A 26,799-nucleotide genomic window follows, 5' to 3' on the forward strand; every position below is an offset into this window, starting at 1 on the left:
TCTTGCTTCACGTCAGTTTTACTTAGTTCAAGTTATAGGTAGTATGTACGCCGGCTATTTCCTCAATCTGAGGAGACAGCTACTTAATTGAAAGTCCTTGAAGGGGAACACGATGAACAACGTTCTGAAATTCTCTGCTCTGGCTCTGGCCGCAGTTCTGGCTACCGGTTGCAGCAGCGCATCGAAAGAAACCGAAGCACGTCTGACCGCTACTGAAGACGCAGCAGCTCGCTCCCAAGCTCGTGCAGACGAAGCTTACCGTAAAGCTGATGAAGCTCTGGCTGCTGCTCAAAAAGCACAACAGACTGCTGACGAAGCTAACGAGCGTGCTCTGCGCATGCTGGAAAAAGCTAGCCGCAAGTAATAGTCCTTCGGGATTGTTATCAAGCCGACCCATTTTTTGGGTCGGCTTTTTTATTGCCCGGCGTTTATTGCAGGCAATAAAAAACCCGTCGATGCGAGCCGCATCGACGGGTTCCTTTCAAGCATTACTGCAGTGGGTCGAGCGGTGCACTCGAGACCATCGGAGCAGCAGCGCTCGGTACGCCGATTTCCACCGGCAGGCCATCTTCAGCCGCGACAACATCACGCACCACATCCCAGTTCATGCGCAGGTTGTTGGTGATGTCTTCACGCTTGAGCATCGCGTTGATCACCGCGGTGTGCTTGTCGACCACCGACGGGTCGCCCTTGTCGTCCAGCGGCGTGTGGGCTTCCAGGTAAACCTTGCCGCCACTCATGCCGAACTTGTAGGAGTCGTTGATAATACGCACCGACGTCCCGACCGGCACCATGCCCGCCATTTCCAGCACGTTGTTGTTGAACATGCGGAAGCAACCGTGGCTGGTGCGCATGCCGATGCCGAATTTCTTGTTCGAACCGTGGATCAGGTAGCCAGGCGTGCCCAGGGTGAACTTGAACGGCCCCAACGGGTTGTCCGGGCCAGCCGGCACTACGTTCGGCAGTGGATCGCCATCGGCGGCGTGCTCGGCCTTGATCGACGCTGGAGGCGTCCAGGTCGGGTTCGGCGTCTTGGCGATGATGCTGGTGTGGGCAATCGGCGAGCCCCAGCCTTCACGACCGATACCCAGCGGGAAGGTGTATACCGTGTTCTTGCCTTTCGGATAGTAGTAGAGGCGGTATTCGGCCAGGTTGATGACGATGCCTTCACGCGGGCCCGGCGGCAGGATGAAACGGGTCGGCAGGACGATTTCGGTGCCGGCGCCCGGCAACCATGGGTCGACGCCCGGGTTGGCCGCGACCATTTCCGTGTAGCCCAGGTCGTAGGTGGTGCCAAGGTCAGCGAAGGTATCTTCGTACTTGGCCTTGATCACTTGCACCTGGCCGACGATGTCTTCTCCAGGCGGTGGTAGTGGCAGCTCCAATGCTGCGACGGGACCCGCCACGCAAAGGGCGGCAAGTGTCAGGCAGCGGGTGACGGCGGGAAAGCGCGGCAACATCCGGAAAATCCTTCGCATGATCAACAGAGGGTATAAGAAGGCGATTGTACACCGCCGTCTGTTATTTCGGGGAGATGCCCCGATTGCTGGTGGCGCGAGTCGGCCTACCGGCTTGTCTGGTCGCCAGTGCATACACATTTCCTCTGTAGGAGGCGGCTTGCTGGCGATGGCGGCCGTCCAGTCGAAATCGCTGTGCCTGACACACAGCTATCGCCAGCAAGCCGGCTCCTACAAGTTTGGAATGTGTGCGAACAAAGCAAGCGGTAAAGGGTATCTACAGCAAAAAACAGGCTAAAGCTCAAACCGCAACTCAGGCCAGATCGGCGAAGTCCCTCGCTTCTGCGACTCCAAAATAGCCCGGCACAGCGAACAAAGACGCTGATCCTGAAACACCCGGCGATCAACACTCGACCAACGCGGCTGCGCCGGCAACAGACTGCCGCACAACGTCCGGTCAGCCGAACCACCCAGCTCCAGCTGACGCGTCACAAGATGCACCCGCACTTCCTGGCAGGCGAACAGATCCAGCTGTTCGTCAGGCTCGATCAGTTGATAGGCAAAAAGTGACCAGGCAGGACGCGGCATCGGGGGCTCCAAATCGGGGGCGCCACCTTAGCCGAAAGCCTGCCGCTAGAAAAGTGTCATAACAGCGGTTTTAGAGTAGGCCAGACATTTTCCAGCAACTTGTCCTGAGCCCCGGCCGCCGGGTGTATGCCATCAGCCTGCATCAGGTCGGGATGACCGCCCACGCCGTCGAGAAAAAACGGCACCAGCGGGATGTTTTTCTCGTCGGCCAGGTTGCTGTAAACATCGGCGAAAGCCTTGGTGTAACGAGCGCCATAATTGGGTGGCAATTGCATGCCGAGCAGCAACACCTTGGCACCACTGGCTCGGGAGCTGTCGATCATCGACGCAAGATTTTGTTGCAATTGCGTTGGCAGCAATCCACGCAGTCCGTCATTGCCGCCCAACTCGAGGATAACCAACTCCGGCTTATGCTCTGCAAGCAGCGCGGGCAGCCGCGCCTGGCCTCCGGCACTGGTGTCGCCGCTGATGGACGCATTGATCACTTTATCGTCAAAACCTTCGCGCTTGAGCCGCTGCTCAAGCAATGACACCCACCCCAGCCGGGTATCCAGTCCGAAACCGGCGCTGATACTATCGCCAACGATCAGGACAGTACCCGCCGCTGCGTTCTGGGCCATGCACATCAAGGCCAGGCCAGCACTCAAAAACCACACACGCATCGGATTCTCCATGGGCGCAAGCATTCTCACCGCGAAGAACCTCAGCAAAGTGGTTCCCAGCGCGGAAGGTGAACTGACTATCCTGCACGAACTTAGCCTGGAACTGAACAAGGGCGACAGCCTGGCCATCGTTGGCGCGTCCGGTTCCGGCAAATCCACCCTCCTCGGCCTGCTGGCCGGCCTCGACCTGCCCAGCAGCGGTGAAGTCACCCTCGCCGGCCAGGGCCTGAGTAACCTTGACGAAGACCAGCGCGCGCGCATTCGCGCCGAACATGTCGGTTTTGTTTTTCAGTCGTTCCAGTTGCTCGACAGCCTCAACGCCCTGGAAAACGTCATGCTGCCGCTGGAACTCGATGGCCGCAAGGACGCCCGTAGCCGCGCCACCGAGCTGCTGCAACGCGTCGGCCTGGGCCAACGCCTGACCCACTCGCCCCGCCAGCTCTCCGGCGGCGAACAGCAGCGTGTAGCGATTGCCCGGGCATTTGCCGCCGAGCCCGATGTGCTCTTCGCCGACGAGCCCACCGGCAACCTCGACAGCCATACTGGTGAGCGCATCAGCGATCTGTTGTTCGAACTCAACAAGGAACGCGGCACGACACTGGTGCTGGTAACCCACGATGAACGCCTGGCACATCGCTGCCGGCGCCTGATCCGTCTTGAAGCCGGCCTGCTGGTCGCCCCTCTGGAGCCTTGATGGCACGTCTGCCGCTGTTGCGCCTGTTCAGCCTCGCCCTCCGCCAACTGCTGCGCGACGCTCGCGCCGGTGAATTGCGCGTATTGTTTTTCGCGCTATTGGTGGCCGTGGCCGCGAGTACTGCCATCGGTTACTTCGGCGCTCGCCTGAACGGCGCCATGATGCTGCGCGCCACCGAATTCCTGGGGGCCGACCTGGTGCTGGAAGGCAGTTCTGCGGCGCGCCCGGAACAGATCAAAAGCGGCACCGAACTGGGTCTCCAACATGCGCAAGTGGTGGAGTTCTCCAGCGTCATCGCCACCGATAATGGCATTCAACTGTCCAGCATCAAGGCTGCCGACGACATTTATCCATTGCGCGGCGAACTGAAAAGCGCCCCTGCCCCCTTCGCCCCGGAAGAACCCGGAGGCGGCCCGAAACCCGGCGAAGCCTGGGTCGAAGCCCGATTGCTGACGGCGCTGAACCTGAAGATCGGCGACAGCATCGATGTCGGCATGAAAACCCTGACACTGGCGCGCGTGTTGACCTACGAACCCGACCGCGCCGGCAACTTCTACAGCCTGACGCCGCGCGTACTGATCAACCTCAGCGACCTCGATGCCACCGGCGTTGTGCAGCCCGGCAGCCGGGTCAGTTACCGTGAACTCTGGCGCGGCAACGCCGAGACACTGGAAACTTATCGACAACTGATCAAACCCGGCCTGGCCGCCAACCAGCGCATCCAGGATGCCCGCGACGGTAACCGGCAAATTGGCGGCGCGCTGGGCAAGGCTGAGCGCTACTTGAACATGGCCAGCCTGGTCGCGGTACTGTTGGCCGGTGTCGCCGTGGCACTCTCGGCGACGCGCTTCGCCACCCGCCGTTTTGATGCCAGTGCGCTGTTGCGCTGCCTGGGATTGTCCCGCCGGGAAACCCTGGTGCTGTTCAGCCTGCAACTGACCGTGCTCGGTCTGCTCGCCAGCATCAGCGGTGCCGTTATCGGCTGGCTTGCGCAACTGGGGCTGTTCGCCCTGCTGCATGATTTGTTACCGACTGATGTGCCGCCCGGCGGCCTGTTTCCGGCCCTCGCCGGGATCGGTACTGGCCTGGTGGCGCTGGCCGGTTTCGCCTTGCCGCCACTGGCTGCGCTGGGTCGGGTTCCACCGCTGCGGGTACTGCGCCGGGACATGCTGCCGATCCCCACCAGCACCTGGATGGTCTACGGCGCTGCACTGGGCGCCCTCGGCCTGATCATGTGGCGGCTGAGCCTGGACCTGTTACTGACCTTCGCCCTGCTCGGTGGTGGCGTCGTTGCCGCGCTGGTGCTGGGTGGTTTGTTATTGCTGTTGCTCAAAAGCCTGCGACGGATGCTCGCCCGTGCGTCCCTGCCGTGGCGGCTGGGCCTGGGTCAACTGTTGCGTCACCCCCTGGCGGCGGCGGGACAATCGCTGGCATTCGGCCTGATCCTGCTGTCGATGGCCTTGATCGCGTTGCTGCGCGGAGAACTGCTGGATACCTGGCAGAACCAGTTGCCGAAAAACGCCCCGAATTATTTTGCCTTGAACATTCTGCCAGGCGACAAACAGGCCTTCGCCGATCGCCTGATGGAACTGTCGGCACAATCGGCGCCGCTGTATCCGGTGGTACCGGGACGCCTGATCAGTATCAACGGTGAGCCGGTGCAGCAACTCGTCACCAAGGAATCCGCAGGTGACCGGGCGATCCAGCGTGACCTGAGCCTGACCTGGGCGGCAGACCTGCCCGCCGGCAACAAACTCACAGCCGGCAACTGGTGGCCCGAGCAGGCGCCGGATGACATTCCCGGCGTCTCGGTGGAAGGCAAAGTCGCCGAAAGCCTGAAGCTCAAGTTGGGCGACCATCTGATCTTCACCGTCGGCGGGGTTAATCGCGAAGCCAAAGTCACCAGTTTGCGGGACATCAATTGGGATAACTTCCAGCCGAACTTCTTCATGATCTTCCAGCCCGGCACCTTGAAGGACCTGCCGGCGACTTACCTGACCAGCTTCTATCTGGCACCGGGGCATGACCAGCAAATCGTCGATCTGTCCCGGTCTTTCCCGGCCGTGACCATTTTGCAAGTCGAGGCGCTGCTGGAGCAGCTGCGCAGCATCCTTGCCCAAGTCACCCTGGCGGTGGAGTACGTGCTGTTGTTCGTGCTGGCGGCGGGGATGGCGGTGTTGTTTTCCGGCCTGCAAGCGACACTGGACGAACGCATTCGCCAGGGCGCTTTGTTGCGAGCGTTGGGTGCTGAGCGGCAATTGCTGGTCAAGGCACGACGGATCGAGTTCGGTCTGCTGGGCGCGGTCAGCGGCTTGCTGGCAGCGCTGGGCTCGGAAGTGGTGAGCCTGGTGCTCTACCGATATGCGTTCGACCTGCCCTGGCACCCGCATCCGTGGCTCCTGATCCTGCCATTGATCGGTGCAGTGCTGATCGGCGGCGCCGGGGTGTTTGGCACCCGCCGCGCCTTGAATGCCAGCCCGCTGACAGTTTTGCGCGAGGGTTGATAAACTCAAGCGCTCTTAACCACAAGAAGTCGCCATGAGCCGTTACCGCCCTCCCCGCACCGCCGGCACCGCGCTGATCACCCCCGAAGGTGAAGCGCGGATGCGTGCCGAGTTTCATGAGCTCTGGCACGTGCGTCGTCCGCAAGTCACGCAGTCTGTCAGCGAGGCGGCGGCACAGGGCGACCGTTCGGAAAACGCCGAATACACCTACGGCAAAAAGATGCTGCGGGAAATCGACAGTCGTGTGCGTTTTCTTACCAAACGCCTGGAAGCGCTCAAGGTTGTCAGCGAAAAACCCAGCGACCCGAACAAAGTCTATTTCGGCGCGTGGGTCACCATTGAGGACGAGGATGGCAAAGAGTCACGCTATCGCATCGTCGGGCCGGATGAACTGGACCTGAAGCAAGGCTTGATCAGCATCGACTCGCCGCTGGCCCGCGCCTTGATCGGCAAGGCACTGGACGCCGAAGTACGGGTCCAGACGCCGACCGGCGAACAATGCGTGTATATCGTGGCGATCGATTATCCGTAAGTCGCCGCTCAGCGACGGGTAATCAGCCCTTGCCGGGCGACACGGGTCAGTTGCTTGATGACTTCATGGGCGTCTTCAAGGCTCGGCGATTGAATCACCGCCAGATCAAAACTGTCGCTGGCAAAACGGGCCAGGGATTCGCCGTCTTCAACGAACTGGATCAGGAACGCAGCCGGACCGCCGGTACGACGTGGCCAGCCATCGAGATAACGCAAAAGCGTTGGCTGATGTTTGCCGCCAAGCAGGATTTTTGGGTTGCGCTGGGTGAGATGTGCCGTGATCGGCGCGGGACGTACTACAGGGCTTAGTGCATTCATCGTGTCGTGTCTCTGCCTCAAAAGTCTGCATGGCAGGTGAGAGGCAACACCGAACCAGCGCTTTAGCGGTATTTCGAAGCTTGCTTCAAGCTTCTATCGGCAACGGAATGAGTCACCTGGCGCCCCGCAAGTAGCTGTTTAAATCGGCGCATGGGCAGCATCCTAGAGAAGCTGACCGGACAGTGTCAAGAATGACGCACAACAAAAAAGGCCCGCACAATGCGGGCCTTTTCGTTGAGCCAGAGCGGTCAGCCCGCGATGGCACGGTCTGCCGAGAGCTTGCCGGCGCCTTCGATCAGCACCGCGATGCTGCCGCCGAGCAGGGCGAGGGCGAACTCATAACCGTTGTTGGCCATGAACAAACCGTTGCTGATATGCACCGAGAAAATCGCCACCAGGGAAAGGAAGGTCAGGCCCAGCGCTGCCGGACGAGCCAGCAGGCCAATGATCAGCGCCAGCCCGGCGAAGAACTCCGTACCACCGGCCAATGTCGCCATCAGGTAGCCCGGCGCCAGGCCGATGCTTTCCATGTATTGCGCGGTGCCGGCCAGGCCATAGCCACCAAATGCCCCGAACAGTTTCTGCGAGCCGTGGGCAGCGAAGATGATGCCGACGACAATCCGCAAAACAGTCAGGCCGTAGCCAGCGCGGGTAAACAGGACCTTGTTGATCAATGTGCTCATGCTGTGTCATCCATTGTTTGTGTGTGTTGGTTGGCCGCTATATTAATCAGTAAATTTCATGTTAAAAGCGCAAAAAATCCACCCTAACAATCAGTTTATTCGATCACTTACGAAGGGCAACTTTTTGCCCCCGGGGCTCCAACGACTCCCTCTCCCGATCGAACGCCAGGTAATACTTGTTCACGCTATTAACATAGCTGACAGGCCCCATTCCCACCTGCTCCATGGCAACGCGCTCGACCTGGAAAAACCACTGGTTCGGATTCAAGCCCCGTCGCCGCGCCTCGGCACGCATCCCTTGAACCCGCTCCGGGCCGATATTGTAGGCCGCCAGCACGAACGCCATGCGCTCGCGCTCGTTGAGCTTGGGGCTGGCGAAGAACTTGCGACGAATCATCGCCAGATACTTGGCCCCGGCCTGCACATTGGCATCGAGGTCCTGAATGTTGCTGACCCCTACCCGCTGGGCCGCTGAAGGCGTGATCTGCATCAGCCCCGTCGGCGCACCGCCGCTGCGGGCCGTGGGTTTCAAGCCGGACTCCTTGAACGCCAGCGCTGCCAGGTTCAGCCAGTCCATGCCTTGGGCGTCAGCATGTTTTTGCAGTACCGGGCGAAGTTTCTCCAGACGCTGTCGGTCAGCCTTGGCCAGTGGATAGTGAACCTGATACAGGCGTCGATAGATCCGCAGGAAGGCCGCATCCTGATCCGATGGTTTTTTGTAACCGGTAAGAAAGCGATCAATGCTGGCCCGCAGCATGGATGCCTCGCGACGCACGAACCAGAACTCTTCGCCCGGCTCGCTGATGAGCACCTGTCGATCGACACGCAATTTCGGCAGGATCTTGCCCCAGCGCTCGGCGATCGGTTGTTCGACGATGGTCAGGTGAAAGATCCCGCCCTGCACCATCTCCAGCACGTCTTCGACCGCCAGACTGGGGTCGACCCATTCGATGATGATCGGTGGCAGTTTGTGCAGCGCGAGCTTTTGATTGATCTGGCTGATGGCATCCCCGGCGGCACTGCCCGTCGGCAACGCCAGGGTTTTACCTGACAGCTGTTCGAGCCGGGTGTAACGGCGCTCGCCTTTGATGCCTACCAGCACCAACGGAATGTTGCTGGCCACCGGTTCGCTGCTGCTGACGGCGTAACCCGGTTGCAGGTCGAGTAATTCCCCAGGCGCAACCAGATCACCTTCCCCGCGCTGCAACGCGCCGAGCAGTTGATCCTTGGCTTTGGGAATGATTTTGAGGCTGATTTCCTGACCGTCACGGGCGTGACCATTGAGGTATTGCTCAAAGGCGCGCAAACGATGGTATTCGACGCCGATGGCCTGGCCCTGGACTTCACCGGAGCTGTTGCGGCTCTGGTTGACCAGCACCCGGAGCACTCGACTGCTGCGGATTTCCGTGAGGTCTCGGACCTTGGCGGCCGGCACGGCTTGCAGCGGGCCGGGCAGACGCGCGACCGCCGACATCGGCAGCAGCAGCGCACCACACAGCAATAGCAAAACCGAGGGACGAATCATCCACTCTCCGGAAAGAATTCGGGTTGATCGCATGAGTTTTTTCATGAAATCAAACGACAACAACAGAGCGCCTGAGCGCTGGCAAAGTGCGAAAGACTGGCACAGTGATGGCACCTTGACCACCCTGCCCACTCCCGCGGAATCAAATGACAGCTATAACTCGTTGTAGTTCTTGATTTTTCTTATAAATCTACAGCTCTGATATGCTTTCCGGCCTTTGGTCCGAGGTAGCACCATGCAACTCATCGATATCGGCGTCAACCTGACCAACCCCAGTTTTGCCGACAAACACCAGGCTGTACTCGACCGCGCCTATGCCGCTGGCGTGTGCCAATTGGTATTGACCGGCACCAGTGTCGAAGGCAGCGAGCAGGCGCTTGAGCTGTGCGGGCAGCTGGACGAAAGCGCGCAACGGCTGTTCGCCACCGCCGGCATTCACCCCCATTCGGCCAGTGACTGGAATGCCGACAGCGCCCGTCGCCTGCGCAGCCTGCTCAAAGAGCCGAATGTGGTCGCCGTGGGTGAATGTGGCCTGGATTTCAATCGCGATTTCTCTCCGCGCCCACAGCAGGAAAAAGTACTGGAAGAGCACCTGGCGATGGCGGTTGAACTGCAAATGCCGGTGTTCCTGCACGAGCGCGATGCCAGTCAGCGTCTTCTGGACATCCTGCGCGACTATCGTGATCAACTGCCCGCTGCCGTGGTGCACTGCTTCACCGGGGAAAAGTCTGCGCTGTTCAGCTACCTCGATCTGGATTTGCACATCGGCATCACTGGCTGGATTTGCGATGAACGCCGGGGCACGCATTTGCATCCACTGGTCAAAGAGATCAAGCGCGGACGCTTGATGCTCGAGAGTGATGCCCCGTACCTGCTGCCGCGCAGTTTGCGGCCGAAGCCGAAGAACGGCCGCAATGAGCCGGCGTATCTGACCGAGGTGTTGCGTGAAGTGGCGTTGCATCGTGGGGAGAGTGAGGAAGATCTGGCGGCGCACACGACCGCGTGTGCACGGGCGTTTTACGGACTGCCCTCCATTTCCCAGTCAGCATAATCCCCTGTGCGAGCGCCTGCTCGCGATAGCGGTACACCGGTCGACGCAATATCGACTGAAACGCCGCCTTCGCGAGCACGCTCGCTCCCACATTGATCCATATCAACTCCCCGTTTCTGCATAGCGGCACAATAATGGCACCTTGCCAATGCTGTTTCCGCTATCAGAGAAAACCTCCATGGGTGCCTGGCTTAGCAATATCTCGCTGAAATACAAATTCTGGGCGGTGAACGCCGTCGCCTTCGTCACCACGTTGCTGCTGGTGCTCTACGCCGTGCAGCTCGAACAACAGGCCCGCAACCATGCCGCGCAGCTATCGGCTCAGGCACAGGCGCGATTACTGAGTGCATGGCCCGTCGGTCAACCGCTGCCCCAAACCGAAAATCTGCTGACATTCAGTCGCGGTCAGGCACCGTTGCTCAACGGCCAGCCGGTGCTGGAGCTGGCCGATGCCAAGGGCTGGGTCGAGATCAACGCGATGCCGTTGTTCGGTGACAACCTGTTGATTGGCGCTGAGGTATTCACGCGCGCGGATGGCCAACAGGTCGCCGTGATTGCCCATGGGCCGAGTCTGAGCCAGGTGTTCAGCGAGCGTTTGGCCAACTATGCGGTGGCGGTGTTCGTGTTGATGCTGGCCATGCTCGGCGCCTCGCAGCTGTTGATCCGCTTCCTGCTCAGTCAGCTCAATACCTTGAAAGACGTGATGCTTCACGTGGAGAAAACCGGCGACCTGTCGGCCCGCGTTCCGCTGGCCGGCAGCGACGAAGTCGGGCAGATGGCGAATGCCTTCAATGCCATGCAGGCCGGTTATCAACGGGTGGTCAATACCGTCGCCAGCACCGCACGCCAACTCGATGACGGCGCCGCACGACTGGCAACAAGCATGAACGAAGTGCAGCACGGCATGCTGGGTCAACAGAGTGAAACCGATCAGGCCGCCACCGCCATCAATGAAATGACCGCCACCGTCTACCACATCGCCCAACACGCCGGTGCCACCCGCGATTTGTCGCAATCGGCCGACACCCTGGCCGGCAGCGGACAGGCGGTGGTCATGCGTGTGCAGAAGTCGATTGCCGGGTTGTCCACCGGGGTCCAGCAGACCGCCGAGATGATTCAGCGGCTGGCCGAGGACAGTCAGAAAATCAACGGTGTGGTCAATGTGATTCACAGCATTGCCGAGCAGACCAACCTACTGGCGCTCAACGCGGCGATTGAAGCAGCCCGGGCCGGTGAAATGGGCCGTGGGTTTGCGGTGGTCGCCGATGAAGTGCGCAACCTGGCCAAGCGCGTGCAGGCGTCGACGGATGAAATCACCGTGATGGTTTCGGCATTGCAGGCCGGGACGCGGGATGCCGTGGACTTCATGCAGGAAAGCTCGTTCAGGGCTGACGATTGCGTGCAACAGGCCCAGGAGGCTGGCGCTGCGTTGGCGCAAATCACCGGCGCCGTAGCGCAGATGCGTGAAAGCAATACGCAGATCGCCGTGGCAGCGGAACAACAGAGTCAGGTAGCGGAGGAAATGAACCGGGCGGTGGTGAGCATCCGCGATGTGACCGAAAACACCGTGCAGCAGACGGTCAGTTCGGCGACGACCAGTCATCAACTGGCGGCGCTGGCCGCAGAGTTGAGCAAGGCTATCGGGCAGTTGAAGCTTTGAGGTCAAAAGATCGCTGCCCATTACACCTATCGTGGCCATAGCCATCCTTGATTCGCCGCCCGCCTCGGCCGGGCCTATTCTTCAAGCATGTGTTCAACATGGATCGAGGATTAGCATCATGGGCAAACGTCACCCCAACCTTCCCGCCTGGCAATGGCGTGCCTACCCGAACAATCACCAGCACCCGACCAACCTGGTGCTGCACCTGATTGCCGTGCCGCTGTTCATCGTGGCGTTTCTGTTGATCGTGTCCGGCGTGTTCGGCCTCAATCTGGCGAACGTTGCCATCGGCATCATCGGGGTGATCGCGGCACTCGGCTTGCAACGCCACGGTCACAGCCTGGAAAACCAGGCATCGGAACCGTTCAGTGATCGCAAAGATGCCGTCTCGCGTCTGCTGGTCGAGCAGTTCCTGACCTTCCCGCGATTTTTCCTCAGTGGCGGCTGGTGGCGTGCCTGGCGTGAACGCCACCGTCGTCACTGATCAGGCGAACACCGTCACCGTTTGCCGGCTCATGGCGATCAATCGACCTTGCGCGTCCCACATTGTCGCGGCGGCGTGGCCGTAGCCGTTGGCGGCATATTCGGTTTCGACCAGGTACTTGCACCAATCCAGGGTGCTCAGCTCAAGCAACGGCTGGACGAACTCGATGGTCCAGGTCAGCGTGCTGCCCATTGCCGGTTTTTTCAGAAACGGCATCACGGCCGGTGGCCAGGCGTCCACCAGTGCCAGAATGTGCGATTCAGTGATCGCCTCTTCCTTCACGTCCCCCCGCAAGCGCACCCAGCCACCCATCTGGCGCGATGTGCTACCGCTGAACGGCAGCCCGCCGACGCTCCAGCGCATCGCCAGATGACGCATGAACTCCGGGACGACGCCTGCGATGAACGGCAGCTCCTGGCATTCGTCCCAGTGCTTCATCTCGGGCGCCGGTTCGGCCTGTACCGCCACTTCAGAGGGACGCGAGGCGCCGAAGCTGCCCTGAATCAACGTCACCACCTGCCCCTTCTGCATCGCACGCCCCAGCACCTGGCTGACAGCCTTGCCTTCGCGCAGCACGTCGACTTCAAAACTGACAGGGACTTCCGGTTCGACCGGGCCTACAAACGTAATCGCCAGCGAGCGCACCAGCCGATCCGCCGGAACCTTTGCGCGCATGGCTTCGTACTGCAGGGCCGCCACCAGGCCTCCGAAACTGGCACGTCCCTGAGCCCAACCGGCCGGGATGGTCAGCTCCAGTGGTTGACGGCGGACGGCGTCGAGCAGGTCGCAAAAGCGCATGAAAACCTCGCAAGCAGGAAAAAGATGCAGGGATATTAACCAGCCGGCGGAGGCTGTACAGCGCGCATTCCGGCCAAATTGACTGACAGATGGGCCGTCGCCCCTATAGGAGCGACCGCAGGGGAGTTCAGGGTTTGAAGCAGTCCGCGCTGAGCTTGTCCAGCACGCGGTCGGCGCGCTGTTCGGCCTTGGCCATGGCGGTGTGCCAACCGGCGACGCAAGGGCGCAAATCCGCTTCCTGCTCTGCAATGGCCAGCCATTGCAGGCAGTCGTGCCAGTCGCCCAACGCACCTTGCGCCGATTTCAATCGGGGCATGGCCGCTTTCGGCAAGCGATCCAGTTCGGGGTAAGCGTCGATGCCATAGCGCACGCGCTTGATCAGCAAGCGCAGGCGATGGCGGTCATGGGCGGGATCGTGCAGGGCCTGGTCGAGTTTCTTCCATTGCTTGCCCAGGCGTTTCTCAATGCGCTTGCCCAACCCCTTGAGCAAACCCTGACGCTGGGAGGCCCGCAGAAAACGTGGGAACGCATCAAGGATGACCAGTAATTGCGCCAGCTCGGTACTGCTCGCCACCGCCGGATAAGCCACCGCCATCTGCACCAGACGCCGTTGTGCCGCTTCGGGTTGATCGTGTTGGACCAAGTACGCGGCCAACACTTCGCGATCACGCCAGGGCGTGGTCAGGTCGCCGACGCCCGATGCTGCCGTTTCCAGCTGCTCGACGCCGGGCAATCCGCGTAACGGTCGCAGAAGGCTGCGCAGACGGCGCACCGTGGTGCGCAGGTCGTGCAAGGCCTCAGGGTCAGTCCGGGCAGTCAAGCGCGCCTGACAGGCCAGCAGACGAACTTCCAGACCCAGAACATGAGCCACCAATCGATCAACCAATGCCGACATCACTTGCTCCCTGACTTGAATGCCCCCGTAGTCCTACATCATGCCTCAACGGCCGGCGCGTGACTCACCAATATAGAAGCGCGCCTTCTGGGCCTTCTTGGTGCAGCCTTCGAACCCTTCGAATTGTTGCTGGGTCTTGGCCGCGGTCAGCAGCGACAGGGCCTTGGAATAACTGACGGTCCCGGCGAAGCCCTCGGCCTTGGCCAGGTCCAGCTCACGCCAGGCGGCGTCGAGGTTGCTACCGCAGCTGTCGCGATAGGCAGTTTTACCGGCGCAACCGGCGAGTGCCAGGGCAATCAATGGCACACAAATCCAGGCTTTCATCACACACACCTCAGAGATAGGAAAACAGTCATGCTGGTAGGACGGTCTGGCACGGGAAAAGTGCCGTCCATCGCCAGCGCAAACTATAGCTGAGCGAGAATAACCATCTGCCACCACGGAGTGTCGAAAAAACGACGCGTTCGCCGCCCCGAGCGACTTTGCCGATTGAAGCGTGCCCCCGGATGGGTGCATTGTTGAACCATTCAAACGAGGGCGATCAATGAAAAAGCGTGTCGCACTGGTGTTGGGCTCGGGTGGAGCCCGGGGTTATGCGCATATCGGCGTCATCCAGGAAATCGAACGGCGTGGCTACGACATCGCCTGCATCGCCGGGTGTTCCATGGGCGCGGTGGTTGGCGGGATCTACGCCGCTGGCAAGCTCGATGAATATCGCGACTGGATCGAGAGACTGGATTACCTCGATGTGTTGCGCCTGGTGGATGTCAGTTTTCGTCTGGGGGCGATCCGTGGGGAAAAGGTCTTCGGGCAGATCCGCAAGATCGTCGGCGAGATCAATATCGAAGACTTGCGCATCCCCTACACGGCGGTGGCCACCGACCTGACCAACCAGCAGGAAATCTGGTTCCAGGAGGGTTGTCTGCATCAGGCCATGCGCGCCTCGGCGGCAATTCCCAGCCTGTTCACCCCGGTGATGCAGGGCAATCGCATGTTGGTGGATGGCGGCATTCTCAACCCGCTGCCGATCGTGCCGGTGGTCTCCAGCCATTGCGATTTGATCATCGCGGTCAACCTCAACTCCACCAACCAGCGTCACTATCAGTTGCCGGTGATCGAGCGCCCCGCCGCGTTCAAGAGCCGTTTCAACAGTCTGATCAGTTCTCTCGGTTCGAAAATGCCGTTCCGGCGTACTCAGGCCGAGCAGTTACTGCGGCTGGAGAAGGAAGCGTTGATGGCCCAAGCGGCCGAGATCAATCCCTGGATCGAATCTGCCGAACCCGAAGCGCAACAACCGGCAGCGGCGCCGGAGCGTGCCGGCGCGCCAAAGTCGGCGACCGGATCGTTCATCATCGACAACGTCGGTCCGGCGTCTTTGCTGGACTTGATCAACCAGAGTTTCGAGGTCATGCAGACGTCGTTGGCGCAGTACAAGATTGCCGGTTATCCACCGGACATTCTGATCAACGTGCCGAAGCGGGTATGCCGGTTTTTCGAATTCTACAAAGCGCCGGAATTGATCGCGCTGGGGCGGGAAATTGCGCGGGATACGCTGGACCGGTATGAGAGTGAGCGCGATTCCTGAATTCTCGAGTGCACGAGAGGGCCTCATCGCTGGCAAGCCAGCTCCCACAGGATGTCCGTGAAATCCGGATGTGTGGTCACCACAAAACACTGTGGGAGAGTGAGCGGGATTCCTGAGTTCTCGAGTGCACGAGAGGGCCTCATCGCTGGCAAGCCAGCTCCCACAGGATGTGCGTGAAGTCCGGATGTGTGGTCACCACAAAACACTGTGGGAGAGTGAGCGGGACTCTTGAGTTCTCGAGTGCACGAGAGGGCCTCATCGCTGGCAAGCCAGCGCCCACAGGATGTGCGTGAAATCCGGATGTGTGGTCACCACAAAACACTGTGGGAGAGTGAGCGCGATTCCTGAGTTCTCGAGTGCACGAGAGGGCCTCATCGCTGGCAAGCCAGCTCCCACAGGATGTGCGTGAAATCCGAATGTGTGGTCACCACAAAACACTGTGGGAGAGTGAGCGCGATTCCTGAGTTCTCGAGTGCACGAGAGGGCCTCATCGCTGGCAAGCCAGCTCCCACAGGATGTGCGTGAAATCCGGATGTGTGGTCACCACAAAACACTGTGGGAGAGTGAGCGCGATTCCTGAGTTCTCGAGTGCACGAGAGGGCCTCATCGCTGGCAAGCCAGCACCCACAGGATGTGCGTGAAATCCGGATGTGTGGTCACCACAAAACACTGTGGGAGAGTGAGCGGGACTCTTGAGTTCTCGAGTGCACGAGAGGGCCTCATCGCTGGCAAGCCAGCGCCCACAGGATGTGCGTGAAATCCGGATGTGTGGTCACCACAAAACACTGTGGGAGAGTGAGCGCGATTCCTGAGTTCTCGAGTGCACGAGAGGGCCTCATCGCTGGCAAGCCAGCTCCCACAGGATGTGCGTGAAATCTGGATGTGTGGTCACCACAAAACACTGTGGGAGCTGGCTTGCCAGCGATGGGGCATATTCAGACTACACAAAATCAGAGGCTGCCCTCACTCAACAACCGATACCCAACACCCGCCTCGGTCACGATAAACCGAGGCGCGGTCGGATCATCCGCCAGCTTCTGCCGCAAATGCCCAACCACAATCCGCAAGTAATGACTGTCGTCGGTATGGGTCGGCCCCCAGATATCCTTGAGCAACTGCTGCTGGGTAATGACCCGCCCGGGATGGCGCGCCAGTTGCGCCAGCACGGCGTATTCCTTGCGGGTCAGCGCCACTTCGATGCCTTCGAGCAGCACGCGGCGATACGCCAGATCCACCGTCAGCGGGCCGAAGGTCAGCGCCGCTTGTTGGGCTTCGCCCGCCGGTGCCTGACGCAACAGCGCACGTATCCGCGCCAGGAACTCCTGAATACCGAAGGGCTTGGTCACGTAGTCATTGGCGCCGCCATCCAGCGCTTCGACTTTTTGCCCCTCGCTGGCACGCACCGACAGCACCAGCACAGGCACCGTCGACCATTCGCGAAACTCGCGTAAAACCTGCTGGCCGTCCATGTCCGGTAAACCGAGGTCGAGCACCAGCAGGTCCGGCTTGTTCAACGCGGCCTGCGCCAACCCTTCGGTACCGGTGCCGGCTTCCAGCACTTTATAGCCTTGGGAAGCGAGGCTGATGCGCAGGAACTTGCGGATTTGCGGTTCGTCGTCGATGACCAGGATGGTCGCGGTCTGGCTCATGAGTTCACATCAACACAAAGAAGTGGCAAGAGAGTAACGCAAGCACGATCAGGCTTCACTTTCGGCTGTTAACTTTCAAAGGCTGGTTGCTCCTGCAACGGCAAGTGCAAGGTGATGCAGGTGCCGCGCCCTTCGATGCCATCGGCCACGCTGATCCGCCCACCATGGGCGCCCACCATGCCCTGACAGATCGCCAAACCCAGCCCGGTGCCCTGCCCGCCACGATCACCGCGCGCAGCGGTGTAGAACATGTCGAAAATTTTTGCCCGCTCCGCTTCCGGAATTCCCGGCCCTTCGTCGCTGACCGAGAAAAACAGCTCCTTGTCGTCCGCCCCGGCGCGCAGTTGCAAACGACCGTGGGCCGGTGAAAAGCGTGCGGCGTTCTCCAGCACGTTGATCAGCGCCTGCTCGATCAGCGCGGCGTGGACGTAAAGCAGCGGCAACTGCGCCGGAACATCAGTGCTGACTTGCAACGGTGCGAGTACCGCGCGCAAGCGACTCAGCGAACTGCCGACGATGTCAGCCGGCGACACCCAGTCCCGCGCCAGCTTCAGGGCGCCGTGCCCGAGCCGGGTCATGTCCAGCAGATTCTGGATGTAGCGGTCGAGACGTTCGGCTTCATCGCGGGTGCCTTCGAGCAATTCCCGGCGATCCTCCAACGGGATCGCTTCGCCGAGCGCCAGCAGACTGTCGATGCTGCCACGCATGGAGGTCAGCGGCGTACGCAAATCGTGGGACACCGACGCCAGCAAGGCACTGCGCAATTGCTCGGTTTCACCGTGCAGCCGCGCCGCTTCCAGATCATCCGCCAGTTGTGCGCGCGCCAACGCCTGCGCCAGTGGCTGGCTCAGCGCCGTCAACAAACGGCGGCGCTGGCCACTGAGGGTCTGGCCTTCTTTCGCACACACGCCCAGCAACGCCAGCGGTCCGTCCTCCACCGACAATGGCCACCACCACCAACGTCCGAACGGCAACGTACCGGTGCCGGCGCCAGCGGGTTGATCGTGTTGCCAGGCCCAATCGGCGGCGGCGCGCTCGGCTTCGGTGAATTCCAACGGGCCACCGGTTTCGACTTTCCAGCCACTTTGACCGTCACGATTGAGCAGGCACAGCTGCAAATCACTCCAGCCATCGAGGTGCTGGGCGGCCGCGCTGACCACGGCCTGACGGTCGGTGGCGGCGGTCAGTTTGCGCGACAGGTCGAGCAGCTCAGTGGTTTCTTCCTGGGTGTCGCGCAGCGCCTGCAGTTGTCGCCGTTGCCGCGCCGCAAGGTTGCCGGTGAGCGCGGCCATCAACAGGAAAAACAGCAGAGTCAGCACGTCTTCTTCGCGCTGGATGCTGAAGGAAAAATTCGGGGGGATGAACAGAAAGTCGTAGGTCAGAAACGACAGCGCCGCACAGACCAGCGCCGGGCCGAGACTGCTGCGCACCGCCACCAGCAGCACCGCGGCGAGGAACACCAGGGAGATATTCGGCAGCGGCAAAACGCTCGCCACCGCCCAGGCCAAGGCAGTGGCCAACACCGTCGCGACCACGGCCAGGGCATAGTCGAACCACACCAGCGCCTGCATGGAACGCTGGCGTGGTTGATGCTGTTCGTGATCGCTGTCGAGGACGTTGATTTCCAGCCCGCGGGCATTGCGCAACAAACGCGCCGCCAACCCGCCGCCGAACACGCGTCGGCGCCAACGTGGCCGCGACTGGCCGACCAACACCAGGCTGGCTCGACGTTCGGCGGCATGCTGGATCAGGGTTTTCGCCACCTCGCCGGCCCGCAGCAATACCACTTCGCCGCCCAGGCGTTCAGCCAGTTGCTGGGCGCTTTGCAGGCGCAGGCGCGATTGCTCGTCCCGCACGCTGCCGTTGTCCACATGCACCAGGCTCCAGGGCAGATGGCGACGCTGGGCAACACGGCTGGCATGGCGCACCAGTCGTTCGGCCTGGGCATCGCCATCGACACCGACCAACAAGCGACCGCGCACCGTCGGCGCCGCCTGGCCCATCTGGCGATAGCCCAGGGTCAGGTCGTTATCGACCTGTGCGGCGGCGGTCTGCATCGCCAGTTCGCGCAGGGCTGTGAGGTTGGTCTGGGTGAAAAACGCGTCGATGGCCGCCCTCGCCTGCTCCGGCACGTAGACCTTGCCGTCGCGCAGACGCTCAAGCAGTTCCCGTGGCGGCAAGTCGATCAGCAGCAGCTCGAAGGCTTCTTGCAGCACCCAGTCCGGGAGGGTTTCACGGACCTGTACACCGGTGATGCCGCGCACCTGATCGTTGAGGCTTTCCAGGTGCTGGACGTTGACGGTGGTGAACACGTCGATGCCGGCGGCAAGCAGTTCCTGAATGTCTTGCCAGCGTTTTTCATGGCGGCTGCCGGGCGCATTGGTGTGGGCCAACTCATCCACCAGCACCAGCTTCGGTTTGGCGGCCAGCAAACCATCGAGGTCCATCTCTTCGAGCATCACGCCACGGTATTCCGAGCGCACCAAGGGTTGCTGTGGCAAGCCGCCCAGCAGCGCTTCGGTTTCCGCCCGGCCGTGGGTTTCGACCACGCCGGCAATGACTTTCACACCCTGGCGCAGCTGGATGTGGGCCGCTTGCAGCATGGCGTAGGTTTTACCCACACCGGGCGCGGCACCGAGGAATACCTTGAGCCGGCCACGGCCATTGCGGGGCAGGTCTGCTAACAGCGCGTCGGCGCGGCCGGAGTTGCTCATGTTCGGGAATCTCTTTTTTAGATGTTCATGTAGTGGCTGTTCTGCCGTCTTCGCGAGCAGGCTCGCTCCCACAGGGGGACGCATGCCCATGTGGGAGCGAGCCTGCTCGCGAATGGGATCGCCGCCGATCTACAGGTTTTCCAGTGCCCGATTCAACTCAAGCACATTCACTACCGGTGGCCCCACCAGCGGCTGCTCGATATGAGCGTCGAGCAGGTTCTGCAGGGTTGCCACGGGCACATTCCTGGCCGCCGCAACACGCGCCAGTTGATAGGTAATCGCGGCCGGTGGCAAGTGGGGGTCGAGACCGCTGCCGGAGGTGGTGAGCATGGCCAACGGCACCGCCCCCTGGCCGGGCACCAGCAGCTTGTTGGCGTCGTCGATCACCCGAGTCGCCAGCGCCGGGTTGCTCGGCGACAGGTTACTTGCCCCGCTCGACACCGTGGCAAAAGCGCCGGCCGAAGGCCGCGGATGGAACCAGGCGTCGCCGACGAAATCCTGGGCGATCAGTGACGAGCCGCGGACCTTGCCGTCGGCATCGCGTAGCAGGCTGCCGTTGGCTTGGTCCGGGAAGGCGACCTGAGCCACGCCGGTCACCACCAGCGGATAAGCGACGCCGGTGATCAGGGTCATCAGGACCAGCAGGCTCAGGGCCGGACGTATCATTGTGGACATTTCAAAATCCTCGAATTCTCTAAAAACACACATCACCTGAGGCGAGGGAGCTTGCTCCCGCTCGACTGCGCAGCCGTCGTAAACCTGGTAAATGTGATGCGCCTGAACAAATGCGGTGTCTGGGTTAGGGCTGCTTCGCAGCCCAGCGGGAGCAAGCTCCCTTGCCACAAAAAGCCCCTCTCCAGCCACCCGCTACCCACTAAACCAGATGCAACGCCGTCAACAGCATGTCGATCGCCTTGATACCCACGAACGGCACCAAAATCCCGCCCAGCCCATAGATCAGCAGATTGCGCCGCAGCAACGCCGCCGCACTGGCTGCGTGCACCCGCACACCGCGCAGCGCCAACGGAATCAGCACCACAATGATCAGCGCGTTAAACACGATGGCCGAGAGAATCGCGCTCTGCGGACTGTTCAAGTGCATGACGTTCAAGACACCGAGTTGCGGGTAGATCGCCGCAAACAGCGCCGGCAAAATCGCGAAGTACTTGGCCACGTCGTTGGCGATCGAGAACGTGGTCAGCGCGCCGCGGGTCACCAGCAATTCCTTGCCGATTTGCACCACGTCCAGCAGCTTGGTCGGATCGCTGTCGAGGTCGACCATGTTTGCCGCTTCGCGGGCCGCTTGCGTGCCGTCGTTCATCGCCATGCCGACGTCCGCCTGGGCCAGGGCCGGGGCGTCGTTGGCACCGTCGCCGCACATGGCGACCAGGCGACCGTCGTTCTGCTCGTGACGGATGCGCGCCAGTTTTTTCTCCGGCGTGGCTTCGGCCAACACATCGTCCACGCCCGCCTCGGCGGCAATGGCGGCGGCGGTCAGCGGGTTGTCGCCGGTGACCATGACGGTGCGAATCCCCAGTTTGCGCAACTCGGCGAAACGCTCGCGAATACCGGGCTTGACCACGTCCTTGAGGTGGATCGCCCCCAGTAACTTACCGTCGGCGCAGACCAGCAACGGGGTACCGCCACTTTGCGCGATCTTGTCGATTTCCCGCGACAGGGCCGGGGCCAGATCAGCGCGTTTCATGCCGACAAAGGTCAGCAGCGAATCCACCGCGCCTTTGCGGTAGACGCGCCCGTGATAATCGACACCGGACAAACGCGTCTCGGCACTGAACGGCACGGCGGTCAACAACTCGGCGGCCGGTTCAGGCTGTGGTTGAGTAACACGCAGGTACTCGACGATGGATTTGCCCTCCGCGGTGTCATCGGCCAGCGAGGCGAACAACGCACCTTCAGCCAGCTCCTGGCTGCTCACACCCGGGGCCGCAACCACTGCAGTGCAACGACGGTTACCGAAGGTGATGGTGCCGGTCTTGTCCAGCAGCAGCACGTGCACGTCACCCGCCGCTTCCACCGCACGTCCCGACTTGGCGATCACGTTCAGGCGCACCAAACGGTCCATACCGGCAATCCCGATGGCCGACAACAGACCGCCGATGGTGGTCGGGATCAGCGTGACCAACAGCGCCACCAGGAACACCAGCGGCAGGCTGCCGTTGGCGAAGTGGGCGAACGGTTGCAGCGTGACAACTACCAGCAGGAAGATCAGGGTCAGGCCGATCAACAGGATGTCGAGCGCCACTTCGTTCGGGGTTTTCTGGCGTTTGGCGCCTTCGACCAAGGCGATCATGCGGTCCAGTGTCGACTCACCGGGGTTGGCGGTGATTTTCACCAGCAGCCAGTCAGACACCAGTCGCGTGTTACCGGTGACGGCCGAGCGGTCGCCGCCGGACTCGCGAATCACCGGCGCCGATTCACCGGTAATCGCCGCTTCGTTGACGGCCGCGATACCTTCAATCACTTCGCCGTCGCCGGGAATCATTTCCCCCGCTTCGACGCGCACCACATCGCCCTTGCGCAGGCTGGCGGCGGGCACCACTTGAAAGCTGCCGCTGCTGGTTTTGCGCCGGGCGCTCAAGCCTTCGCTGCCGGCCTTGAGGCTGTCGGCGCGGGCCTTGCCGCGCCCTTCGGCCAAGGCCTCGGCAAAGTTGGCGAACAACACGGTGAACCACAGCCACACGGCGATTTGCACGGCGACGAACGTCGGCACCGCCGTGTCGGGAATGAAGCACAGCACGGTGGTCAGGATCGCGGTCAGCTCGACCACCAGCATCACCGGCGCACGTTGCAATTGCCGCGGGTCGAGTTTGACGAAGGCTTGCACCAGCGCCGGGCGCCATAAGGCCGAGAACGCGGTTTTCGGTTGCTCCGGCGCCTTGGCGGCGGCGGGTTTGATTGCAGGCATATTCATGATGGATTCCTTAGAAGCCCATGCTCAAATGTTCAGCGATAGGACCCAGTGCCAAAGTCGGCAGGAAGGTCAAACCACCCACAAGCAAAATGGTCACGGTCAGCAGGGTCACGAACAGCGGGCCGTGGGTCGGGAAACTGTTCTGACTGATCGGTGCGGGTTTCTTCATCGCCAGGCTGCCGGCCAATGCCAGTACCGGGAGGATGTAGCCGAAACGACCGATCAACATGCCCAGGCCCAGCATCAGGTTGTGGAACGGGGTGTTGGCGCCGAAGCCACCGAACGCCGAACCGTTGTTGGCACCGGCCGAGGTGTAGGCGTAGAGCAACTGGCTGAAACCGTGGGCGCCGGGATTGGTTACCGAGGCCACCGGACCAGGCAGGCTGGCGGCAATTGCGCCCAGCACCAGTACGCCAATCGGCATGACCATCAAGGTCACCACCAACAACTGTACTTCCCTGGCTTGCAGTTTTTTACCGAGGTATTCCGGCGTGCGGCCAATCATCAGCCCGGCGAGGAACACCGCGATCAGCACGTTGAGCAACATGCCGTAGAGCCCGGCGCCGACACCGCCGAAGATCACCTCGCCGACCATCATGTTGACCAGTGCGACCATACCGCTCAGCGGGTTGAGGCTGTCGTGCATGCCGTTGACCGAACCGTTCGATGCCGCGGTGGTGGTTACCGACCACAGCACGGTGGCGGTGGTGCCGAAACGCGCTTCCTTGCCTTCCAGCGGCGCGGTCTGTTCGACGGCGGCGTTGTTCAGGGTCGGGTTCGGTTGGTACTCGGCCCACATGGAAGTCGCGCCGCCAATCAGGAACAGCGCCAGCATGCAGGCGATGATTGCGCGGCTCTGACGCAGATCCTTCACGTAATGGCCGAACGTGAACACCAGCGCGGCAGGGATCAGGATGATCGAGGCCATCTCGAACAGGTTGCTCCACGCCGTCGGGTTCTCGAACGGATGCGCCGAGTTGACGCCGAAGAAGCCACCACCGTTGGTACCCAGTTGTTTGATCGCGATCTGGCTGGCCGCCGGGCCGAGCGGGATCACTTGATCAACGCCCTGCATCGTCACCGCATTCACGTATTGCGCGAAGGTTTGCGGCACGCCTTGCCACACCAGGTACAGCGCCAGCAGCAGGCACAGAGGCAGCAGGCCATAGAGGGTGGCGCGGGTCATGTCGACCCAGAAGTTACCCAGGGACTGGCTGGACTTGCGACCGATACCGCGGCACAACGCAACCAGCACGGCGAGGCCGGTGGCGGCGCTGACGAAGTTCTGCACGGTGAGGCCGGCCATCTGGCTCAGGTAGCTCAGCGATGCTTCACCGCTGTAGGACTGCCAGTTGGTATTGGTCATGAAACTGACGGCAGTGTTAAACGCCTGCGTCCACTCCTGGCCCGGCAGATTCTGCGGGTTGAGCGGCAAGTGATCCTGGAACAGCAAAATCGCGAACAACAGCAAAAAGCCCGCGAGGTTGAACGCGAGCAAGGCCAGCGCGTACTTCTGCCAGCTCTGCTCCGCCTGCGGATCGACACCCGCCACGCGATAGCAGCCGCGCTCCACCGGGCCGAGAACCGGCGTCAACCAGGTGCGCTGGCCTTCCATGACCTTGTAGTAGAAGCGCCCGAGAAACGGCGCCGGGACCAACACCACCGCAAAAAACGCGAGGATCAGCCAATAGTCATAACTGTGCATATCCGCTCCTAGTTCCGGTCCGCGCGCAACAGCGCAACCAACAGATAAATGAACAGCCCCACTGCCAACAGCAGTGACACCCCGTCCAGAACGCTCATGGAAGTTCTCCGTGTTACGGCGTATTGCCGCGTGTGGAGTCATTGTCGGGAGGGAGGGTGTAAAGGAACGAGACCGAGGGTGTTGGCGGGGCATAAAGAATGCGTAAAGAGTGGGTTTATGCGGGGGTTACAGGATGTCGGACCTTATTCGCGGAGCCGGCATAATGGCTGAAAGGGCAAAATCAGATTACGGCTTCTATTGCACTCCCCCACGCATGCCGACAAGCTATGTACCTCTGTGTCATAGGCTCACTGCAAAAGGCTGGTCCACATGCGTATCCTCATCACCGGCGGTGCCGGTTTCATTGGCTCTGCTTTGGTTCGGGAGTTGATTCGCCACTCCAGCCATGAAGTACTTAATCTGGACAAGCTGACATACGCTGGCAATCTCGAATCCTTGACCAGTATTGCCCACGACACTCGCTATGAATTCGTCCAGGCAGATGTCATCGATCAGGCAGCCGTCAGTGCCGTGTTAGAAAGTTTCCAGCCACATGCAATCATGCACCTGGCTGCGGAATCGCACGTCGATCGTTCCATTGACGGTCCCGCGGATTTCATCCAGACCAACATCGTTGGCACCTACAGCCTTCTGGAGGCGACACGTGCCTATTGGCATACGCTTGCCGAGCCAGAAAAGAGCGCCTTCCGGTTCCATCACATTTCCACCGACGAAGTCTATGGCGACTTGCACGGGGTGGATGACCTGTTCACGGAAACGACACCCTACGCGCCTAGCTCGCCGTACTCCGCCAGCAAAGCCGCTTCCGATCACTTGGTCCGTGCCTGGCACCGCACCTATGGCCTGCCGGTCATACTGACCAACTGCTCGAACAACTACGGTCCCTTTCATTTCCCCGAAAAGTTGATTCCGCTAGTGATACTCAATGCCTTGGCGGGCAAGCCGTTGCCGGTATATGGCAACGGCCTCCAAGTACGCGATTGGTTGTTCGTAGAAGATCATGCCCGGGCGCTGATTAAAGTGGTCAACGAGGGTAGCGTCGGCGAGACCTACAACATCGGAGGGCACAACGAACAAAAGAATATCGACGTGGTGCGAGGGATCTGCGCCCTGCTCGAAGAACTGGCACCTGAAAAACCTGAAGGTGTGGCGCATTACGCCGACCTGATCACATTCGTCCAGGATCGCCCTGGTCATGACCTGCGTTACGCAATCGATGCCGGAAAAATCGAACGCGAACTGGGTTGGGTTCCTGAAGAAACGTTCAACAGCGGCCTGCGCAAGACAGTGCAATGGTATTTAAATAATCTGGAATGGTGTCGCCGAGTTCAGGATGGAAGTTACAAAGGTGAGCGACTCGGCGCGTTGAACCCAAAGGAAATGCTCGCATGAAAGGTATTGTTTTAGCGGGAGGCTCTGGAACACGCCTACACCCCATAACCCTGGGCGTGTCCAAACAACTCTTGCCGGTTTACGACAAACCGATGATCTACTATCCGATTTCGGTACTGATGCTAGCCGGGATCCGAGACATCTTATTGATCTCGCCCCCCCAGGATCTGCCTCAGTACCAGAATTTATTGGGTGACGGCAGCCAGTTCGGTTTGAGTTTTAGTTATGCTGAACAGCCGTCACCAGATGGTCTCGCCCAAGCATTTCTCATCGGTGAAAACTTCATAGGCAATGATTCGGTTTGCCTGATTCTGGGTGACAACATTTTCCATGGTTCATACTTTGGTGGGCAGTTAAAAAATGCAGCCAAGCGCTCATCCGGCGCAACCATATTCGGCTATTGGGTCAAAGACCCGGAACGTTTCGGCGTAGTCGATTTCGATCGGGAGGGACGCGCTGTTTCGATTGAAGAAAAGCCGGTAAACCCAAAATCTAGCTATGCGGTCACTGGCTTGTATTTTTACGACAACGATGTGGTCGAAATCGCCAAGTCAGTCAAACCTTCACCGCGTGGCGAGTTGGAAATCACTGATATCAACAATGCCTATCTAAAGCGTGGCGACCTCAAAGTCGAACGCTTTGGGCGCGGTTTTGCTTGGCTCGATACCGGGACTCACGACAGTTTGCTCGAGGCCTCTCAATATGTGCAGACGATTGAGCACCGCCAGGGACTCAAAATTGCCTGCCTCGAAGAAATTGCTTACATGAATACATGGATCAGCCGTGAAATGTTGTTGGAGCGTGCCCGTTACTTCGGCAAGACTGGCTACGGTCAGTATCTCGCGAGGCTGGCAGGAGAAGAACAGTCACGTGATTGATTACAATACGTGGACCATTGCGTTAAAAACGCTT

25 protein-coding genes are annotated in these 26,799 nt (G+C 60.6%); 10 read left to right on the forward strand and 15 right to left on the reverse strand.

The window, feature by feature from the left end; genetic code table 11:
- Positions 1-112 precede the first annotated feature (112 nt).
- Complete coding sequence (oprI, locus tag KHO07_RS20020) at positions 113-364, forward strand: outer membrane lipoprotei OprI (protein WP_003183784.1); 252 nt, start codon at positions 113-115, stop codon at positions 362-364.
- A 124-nt stretch (positions 365-488) separates the two neighbouring features.
- Here oprI and KHO07_RS20025 read toward each other — a convergent pair whose 3' ends face one another.
- The 3 genes from KHO07_RS20025 to KHO07_RS20035 all read right to left on the reverse strand — a co-directional run bounded on the left by KHO07_RS20025 (position 489) and on the right by KHO07_RS20035 (position 2,707).
- A complete protein-coding gene (locus KHO07_RS20025; RefSeq protein ID WP_212625297.1) occupies positions 489-1,460 on the reverse strand; it encodes a L,D-transpeptidase family protein in 972 nt (323 codons plus the stop codon).
- 291 nt (positions 1,461-1,751) lie between these two features.
- Positions 1,752-2,045 (reverse strand): hypothetical protein, encoded by a 294-nt coding sequence (locus tag KHO07_RS20030; RefSeq protein ID WP_003226812.1) that lies wholly within the window; start codon positions 2,043-2,045, stop codon positions 1,752-1,754.
- A 56-nt stretch (positions 2,046-2,101) separates the two neighbouring features.
- On the reverse strand, positions 2,102-2,707 hold the full coding sequence (locus tag KHO07_RS20035; protein WP_150732441.1) for an arylesterase: 606 nt from the start codon (positions 2,705-2,707) through the stop codon (positions 2,102-2,104).
- Between the two features lie 10 nt (positions 2,708-2,717).
- On the opposite strand from KHO07_RS20035, the gene KHO07_RS20040 reads away from it, so the two are divergent.
- From KHO07_RS20040 to greB, 3 genes are read left to right on the forward strand one after another with little or no spacing between them, the layout of a single operon-like run.
- Complete coding sequence (locus KHO07_RS20040) at positions 2,718-3,401, forward strand: ABC transporter ATP-binding protein (protein ID WP_007955651.1); 684 nt, start codon at positions 2,718-2,720, stop codon at positions 3,399-3,401.
- Complete coding sequence (locus KHO07_RS20045) at positions 3,401-5,905, forward strand: ABC transporter permease (protein WP_212625298.1); 2,505 nt, start codon at positions 3,401-3,403, stop codon at positions 5,903-5,905. Before KHO07_RS20040 ends, KHO07_RS20045 begins: the two co-directional genes overlap by 1 nt.
- Positions 5,906-5,939: 34 nt before the next feature.
- Positions 5,940-6,437, forward strand: coding sequence for a transcription elongation factor GreB (gene greB / locus KHO07_RS20050; RefSeq protein WP_034150173.1), 498 nt, complete (start codon positions 5,940-5,942; stop codon positions 6,435-6,437).
- A gap of 8 nt (positions 6,438-6,445) precedes the next feature.
- On the opposite strand, the gene KHO07_RS20055 is transcribed toward greB, so the two are convergent.
- The 3 genes from KHO07_RS20055 to KHO07_RS20065 form a co-directional block, all read right to left on the reverse strand.
- Complete coding sequence (locus tag KHO07_RS20055) at positions 6,446-6,754, reverse strand: hypothetical protein (protein WP_075949314.1); 309 nt, start codon at positions 6,752-6,754, stop codon at positions 6,446-6,448.
- Positions 6,755-7,002: 248 nt separating this feature from the next.
- Positions 7,003-7,437 (reverse strand): DoxX family protein, encoded by a 435-nt coding sequence (locus KHO07_RS20060; protein ID WP_075949315.1) that lies wholly within the window; start codon positions 7,435-7,437, stop codon positions 7,003-7,005.
- Between the two features lie 103 nt (positions 7,438-7,540).
- Positions 7,541-8,962: a transglycosylase SLT domain-containing protein gene (locus tag KHO07_RS20065; RefSeq protein WP_212625299.1), complete on the reverse strand. Its 1,422-nt coding sequence runs from the start codon at positions 8,960-8,962 to the stop codon at positions 7,541-7,543.
- Positions 8,963-9,197: 235 nt separating this feature from the next.
- Here KHO07_RS20065 and KHO07_RS20070 point away from each other — a divergent pair, with 235 nt between their 5' ends.
- The 3 genes from KHO07_RS20070 to KHO07_RS20080 all read left to right on the forward strand — a co-directional run bounded on the left by KHO07_RS20070 (position 9,198) and on the right by KHO07_RS20080 (position 12,157).
- Complete coding sequence (locus tag KHO07_RS20070; protein ID WP_212625300.1) at positions 9,198-10,013, forward strand: TatD family hydrolase; 816 nt, start codon at positions 9,198-9,200, stop codon at positions 10,011-10,013.
- Between the two features lie 178 nt (positions 10,014-10,191).
- Entirely contained in the window at positions 10,192-11,673 is a 1,482-nt protein-coding gene (locus KHO07_RS20075; protein ID WP_212625301.1) for a methyl-accepting chemotaxis protein, read from the forward strand.
- Positions 11,674-11,791: 118 nt separating this feature from the next.
- Positions 11,792-12,157: an Mpo1-like protein gene (locus tag KHO07_RS20080; RefSeq protein ID WP_075949319.1), complete on the forward strand. Its 366-nt coding sequence runs from the start codon at positions 11,792-11,794 to the stop codon at positions 12,155-12,157.
- Here the strand turns inward: KHO07_RS20080 and KHO07_RS20085 are convergent, their stop codons facing one another.
- From KHO07_RS20085 to KHO07_RS20095, 3 genes are all read right to left on the reverse strand, one after another.
- Positions 12,158-12,955 carry a thioesterase family protein gene (locus tag KHO07_RS20085; protein ID WP_150732436.1) on the reverse strand — a complete coding sequence of 266 codons (798 nt, stop codon included), beginning with the start codon at positions 12,953-12,955 and terminating at the stop codon, positions 12,158-12,160. It abuts the gene before it with no gap.
- Positions 12,956-13,082: 127 nt separating this feature from the next.
- Positions 13,083-13,850, reverse strand: a complete 768-nt coding sequence (locus tag KHO07_RS20090; protein ID WP_150732435.1) for a CHAD domain-containing protein — start codon at positions 13,848-13,850, stop codon at positions 13,083-13,085.
- Between the two features lie 45 nt (positions 13,851-13,895).
- Complete coding sequence (locus tag KHO07_RS20095) at positions 13,896-14,174, reverse strand: hypothetical protein (RefSeq protein ID WP_150732434.1); 279 nt, start codon at positions 14,172-14,174, stop codon at positions 13,896-13,898.
- 220 nt (positions 14,175-14,394) lie between these two features.
- Here KHO07_RS20095 and KHO07_RS20100 point away from each other — a divergent pair, with 220 nt between their 5' ends.
- Positions 14,395-15,435 carry a patatin-like phospholipase family protein gene (locus KHO07_RS20100; RefSeq protein ID WP_150732433.1) on the forward strand — a complete coding sequence of 347 codons (1,041 nt, stop codon included), beginning with the start codon at positions 14,395-14,397 and terminating at the stop codon, positions 15,433-15,435.
- A 950-nt stretch (positions 15,436-16,385) separates the two neighbouring features.
- On the opposite strand, the gene KHO07_RS20105 is transcribed toward KHO07_RS20100, so the two are convergent.
- The 6 genes from KHO07_RS20105 to kdpF form a co-directional block, all read right to left on the reverse strand.
- The gene (locus tag KHO07_RS20105; RefSeq protein WP_150732432.1) at positions 16,386-17,084 is read right to left on the reverse strand and encodes a response regulator; all 699 of its coding nucleotides are present in this window, start codon (positions 17,082-17,084) and stop codon (positions 16,386-16,388) included.
- Between the two features lie 68 nt (positions 17,085-17,152).
- On the reverse strand, positions 17,153-19,798 hold the full coding sequence (locus tag KHO07_RS20110; protein ID WP_212625302.1) for a sensor histidine kinase KdpD: 2,646 nt from the start codon (positions 19,796-19,798) through the stop codon (positions 17,153-17,155).
- Between the two features lie 129 nt (positions 19,799-19,927).
- Positions 19,928-20,473, reverse strand: a complete 546-nt coding sequence (gene kdpC / locus KHO07_RS20115) for a potassium-transporting ATPase subunit KdpC (RefSeq protein WP_150732430.1) — start codon at positions 20,471-20,473, stop codon at positions 19,928-19,930.
- Positions 20,474-20,672: 199 nt separating this feature from the next.
- On the reverse strand, positions 20,673-22,730 hold the full coding sequence (gene kdpB / locus KHO07_RS20120) for a potassium-transporting ATPase subunit KdpB (protein ID WP_212625303.1): 2,058 nt from the start codon (positions 22,728-22,730) through the stop codon (positions 20,673-20,675).
- Between the two features lie 10 nt (positions 22,731-22,740).
- Positions 22,741-24,435, reverse strand: a complete 1,695-nt coding sequence (gene kdpA, locus KHO07_RS20125; RefSeq protein WP_212625304.1) for a potassium-transporting ATPase subunit KdpA — start codon at positions 24,433-24,435, stop codon at positions 22,741-22,743.
- An 8-nt stretch (positions 24,436-24,443) separates the two neighbouring features.
- Positions 24,444-24,533 carry a K(+)-transporting ATPase subunit F gene (gene kdpF / locus KHO07_RS20130; RefSeq protein ID WP_007899818.1) on the reverse strand — a complete coding sequence of 30 codons (90 nt, stop codon included), beginning with the start codon at positions 24,531-24,533 and terminating at the stop codon, positions 24,444-24,446.
- A gap of 271 nt (positions 24,534-24,804) precedes the next feature.
- Here kdpF and rfbB point away from each other — a divergent pair, with 271 nt between their 5' ends.
- Together rfbB and rfbA are read left to right on the forward strand one after the other, a co-directional pair.
- Positions 24,805-25,887 (forward strand): dTDP-glucose 4,6-dehydratase, encoded by a 1,083-nt coding sequence (rfbB, locus tag KHO07_RS20135; RefSeq protein ID WP_212625305.1) that lies wholly within the window; start codon positions 24,805-24,807, stop codon positions 25,885-25,887.
- Positions 25,884-26,765, forward strand: a complete 882-nt coding sequence (rfbA, locus tag KHO07_RS20140; RefSeq protein WP_212625306.1) for a glucose-1-phosphate thymidylyltransferase RfbA — start codon at positions 25,884-25,886, stop codon at positions 26,763-26,765. Before rfbB ends, rfbA begins: the two co-directional genes overlap by 4 nt.
- Positions 26,766-26,799 lie beyond the last annotated feature (34 nt).

This window comes from Pseudomonas sp. PP3 (assembly GCF_905336995.1).
Classification (GTDB): domain Bacteria; phylum Pseudomonadota; class Gammaproteobacteria; order Pseudomonadales; family Pseudomonadaceae; genus Aquipseudomonas; species Aquipseudomonas reinekei.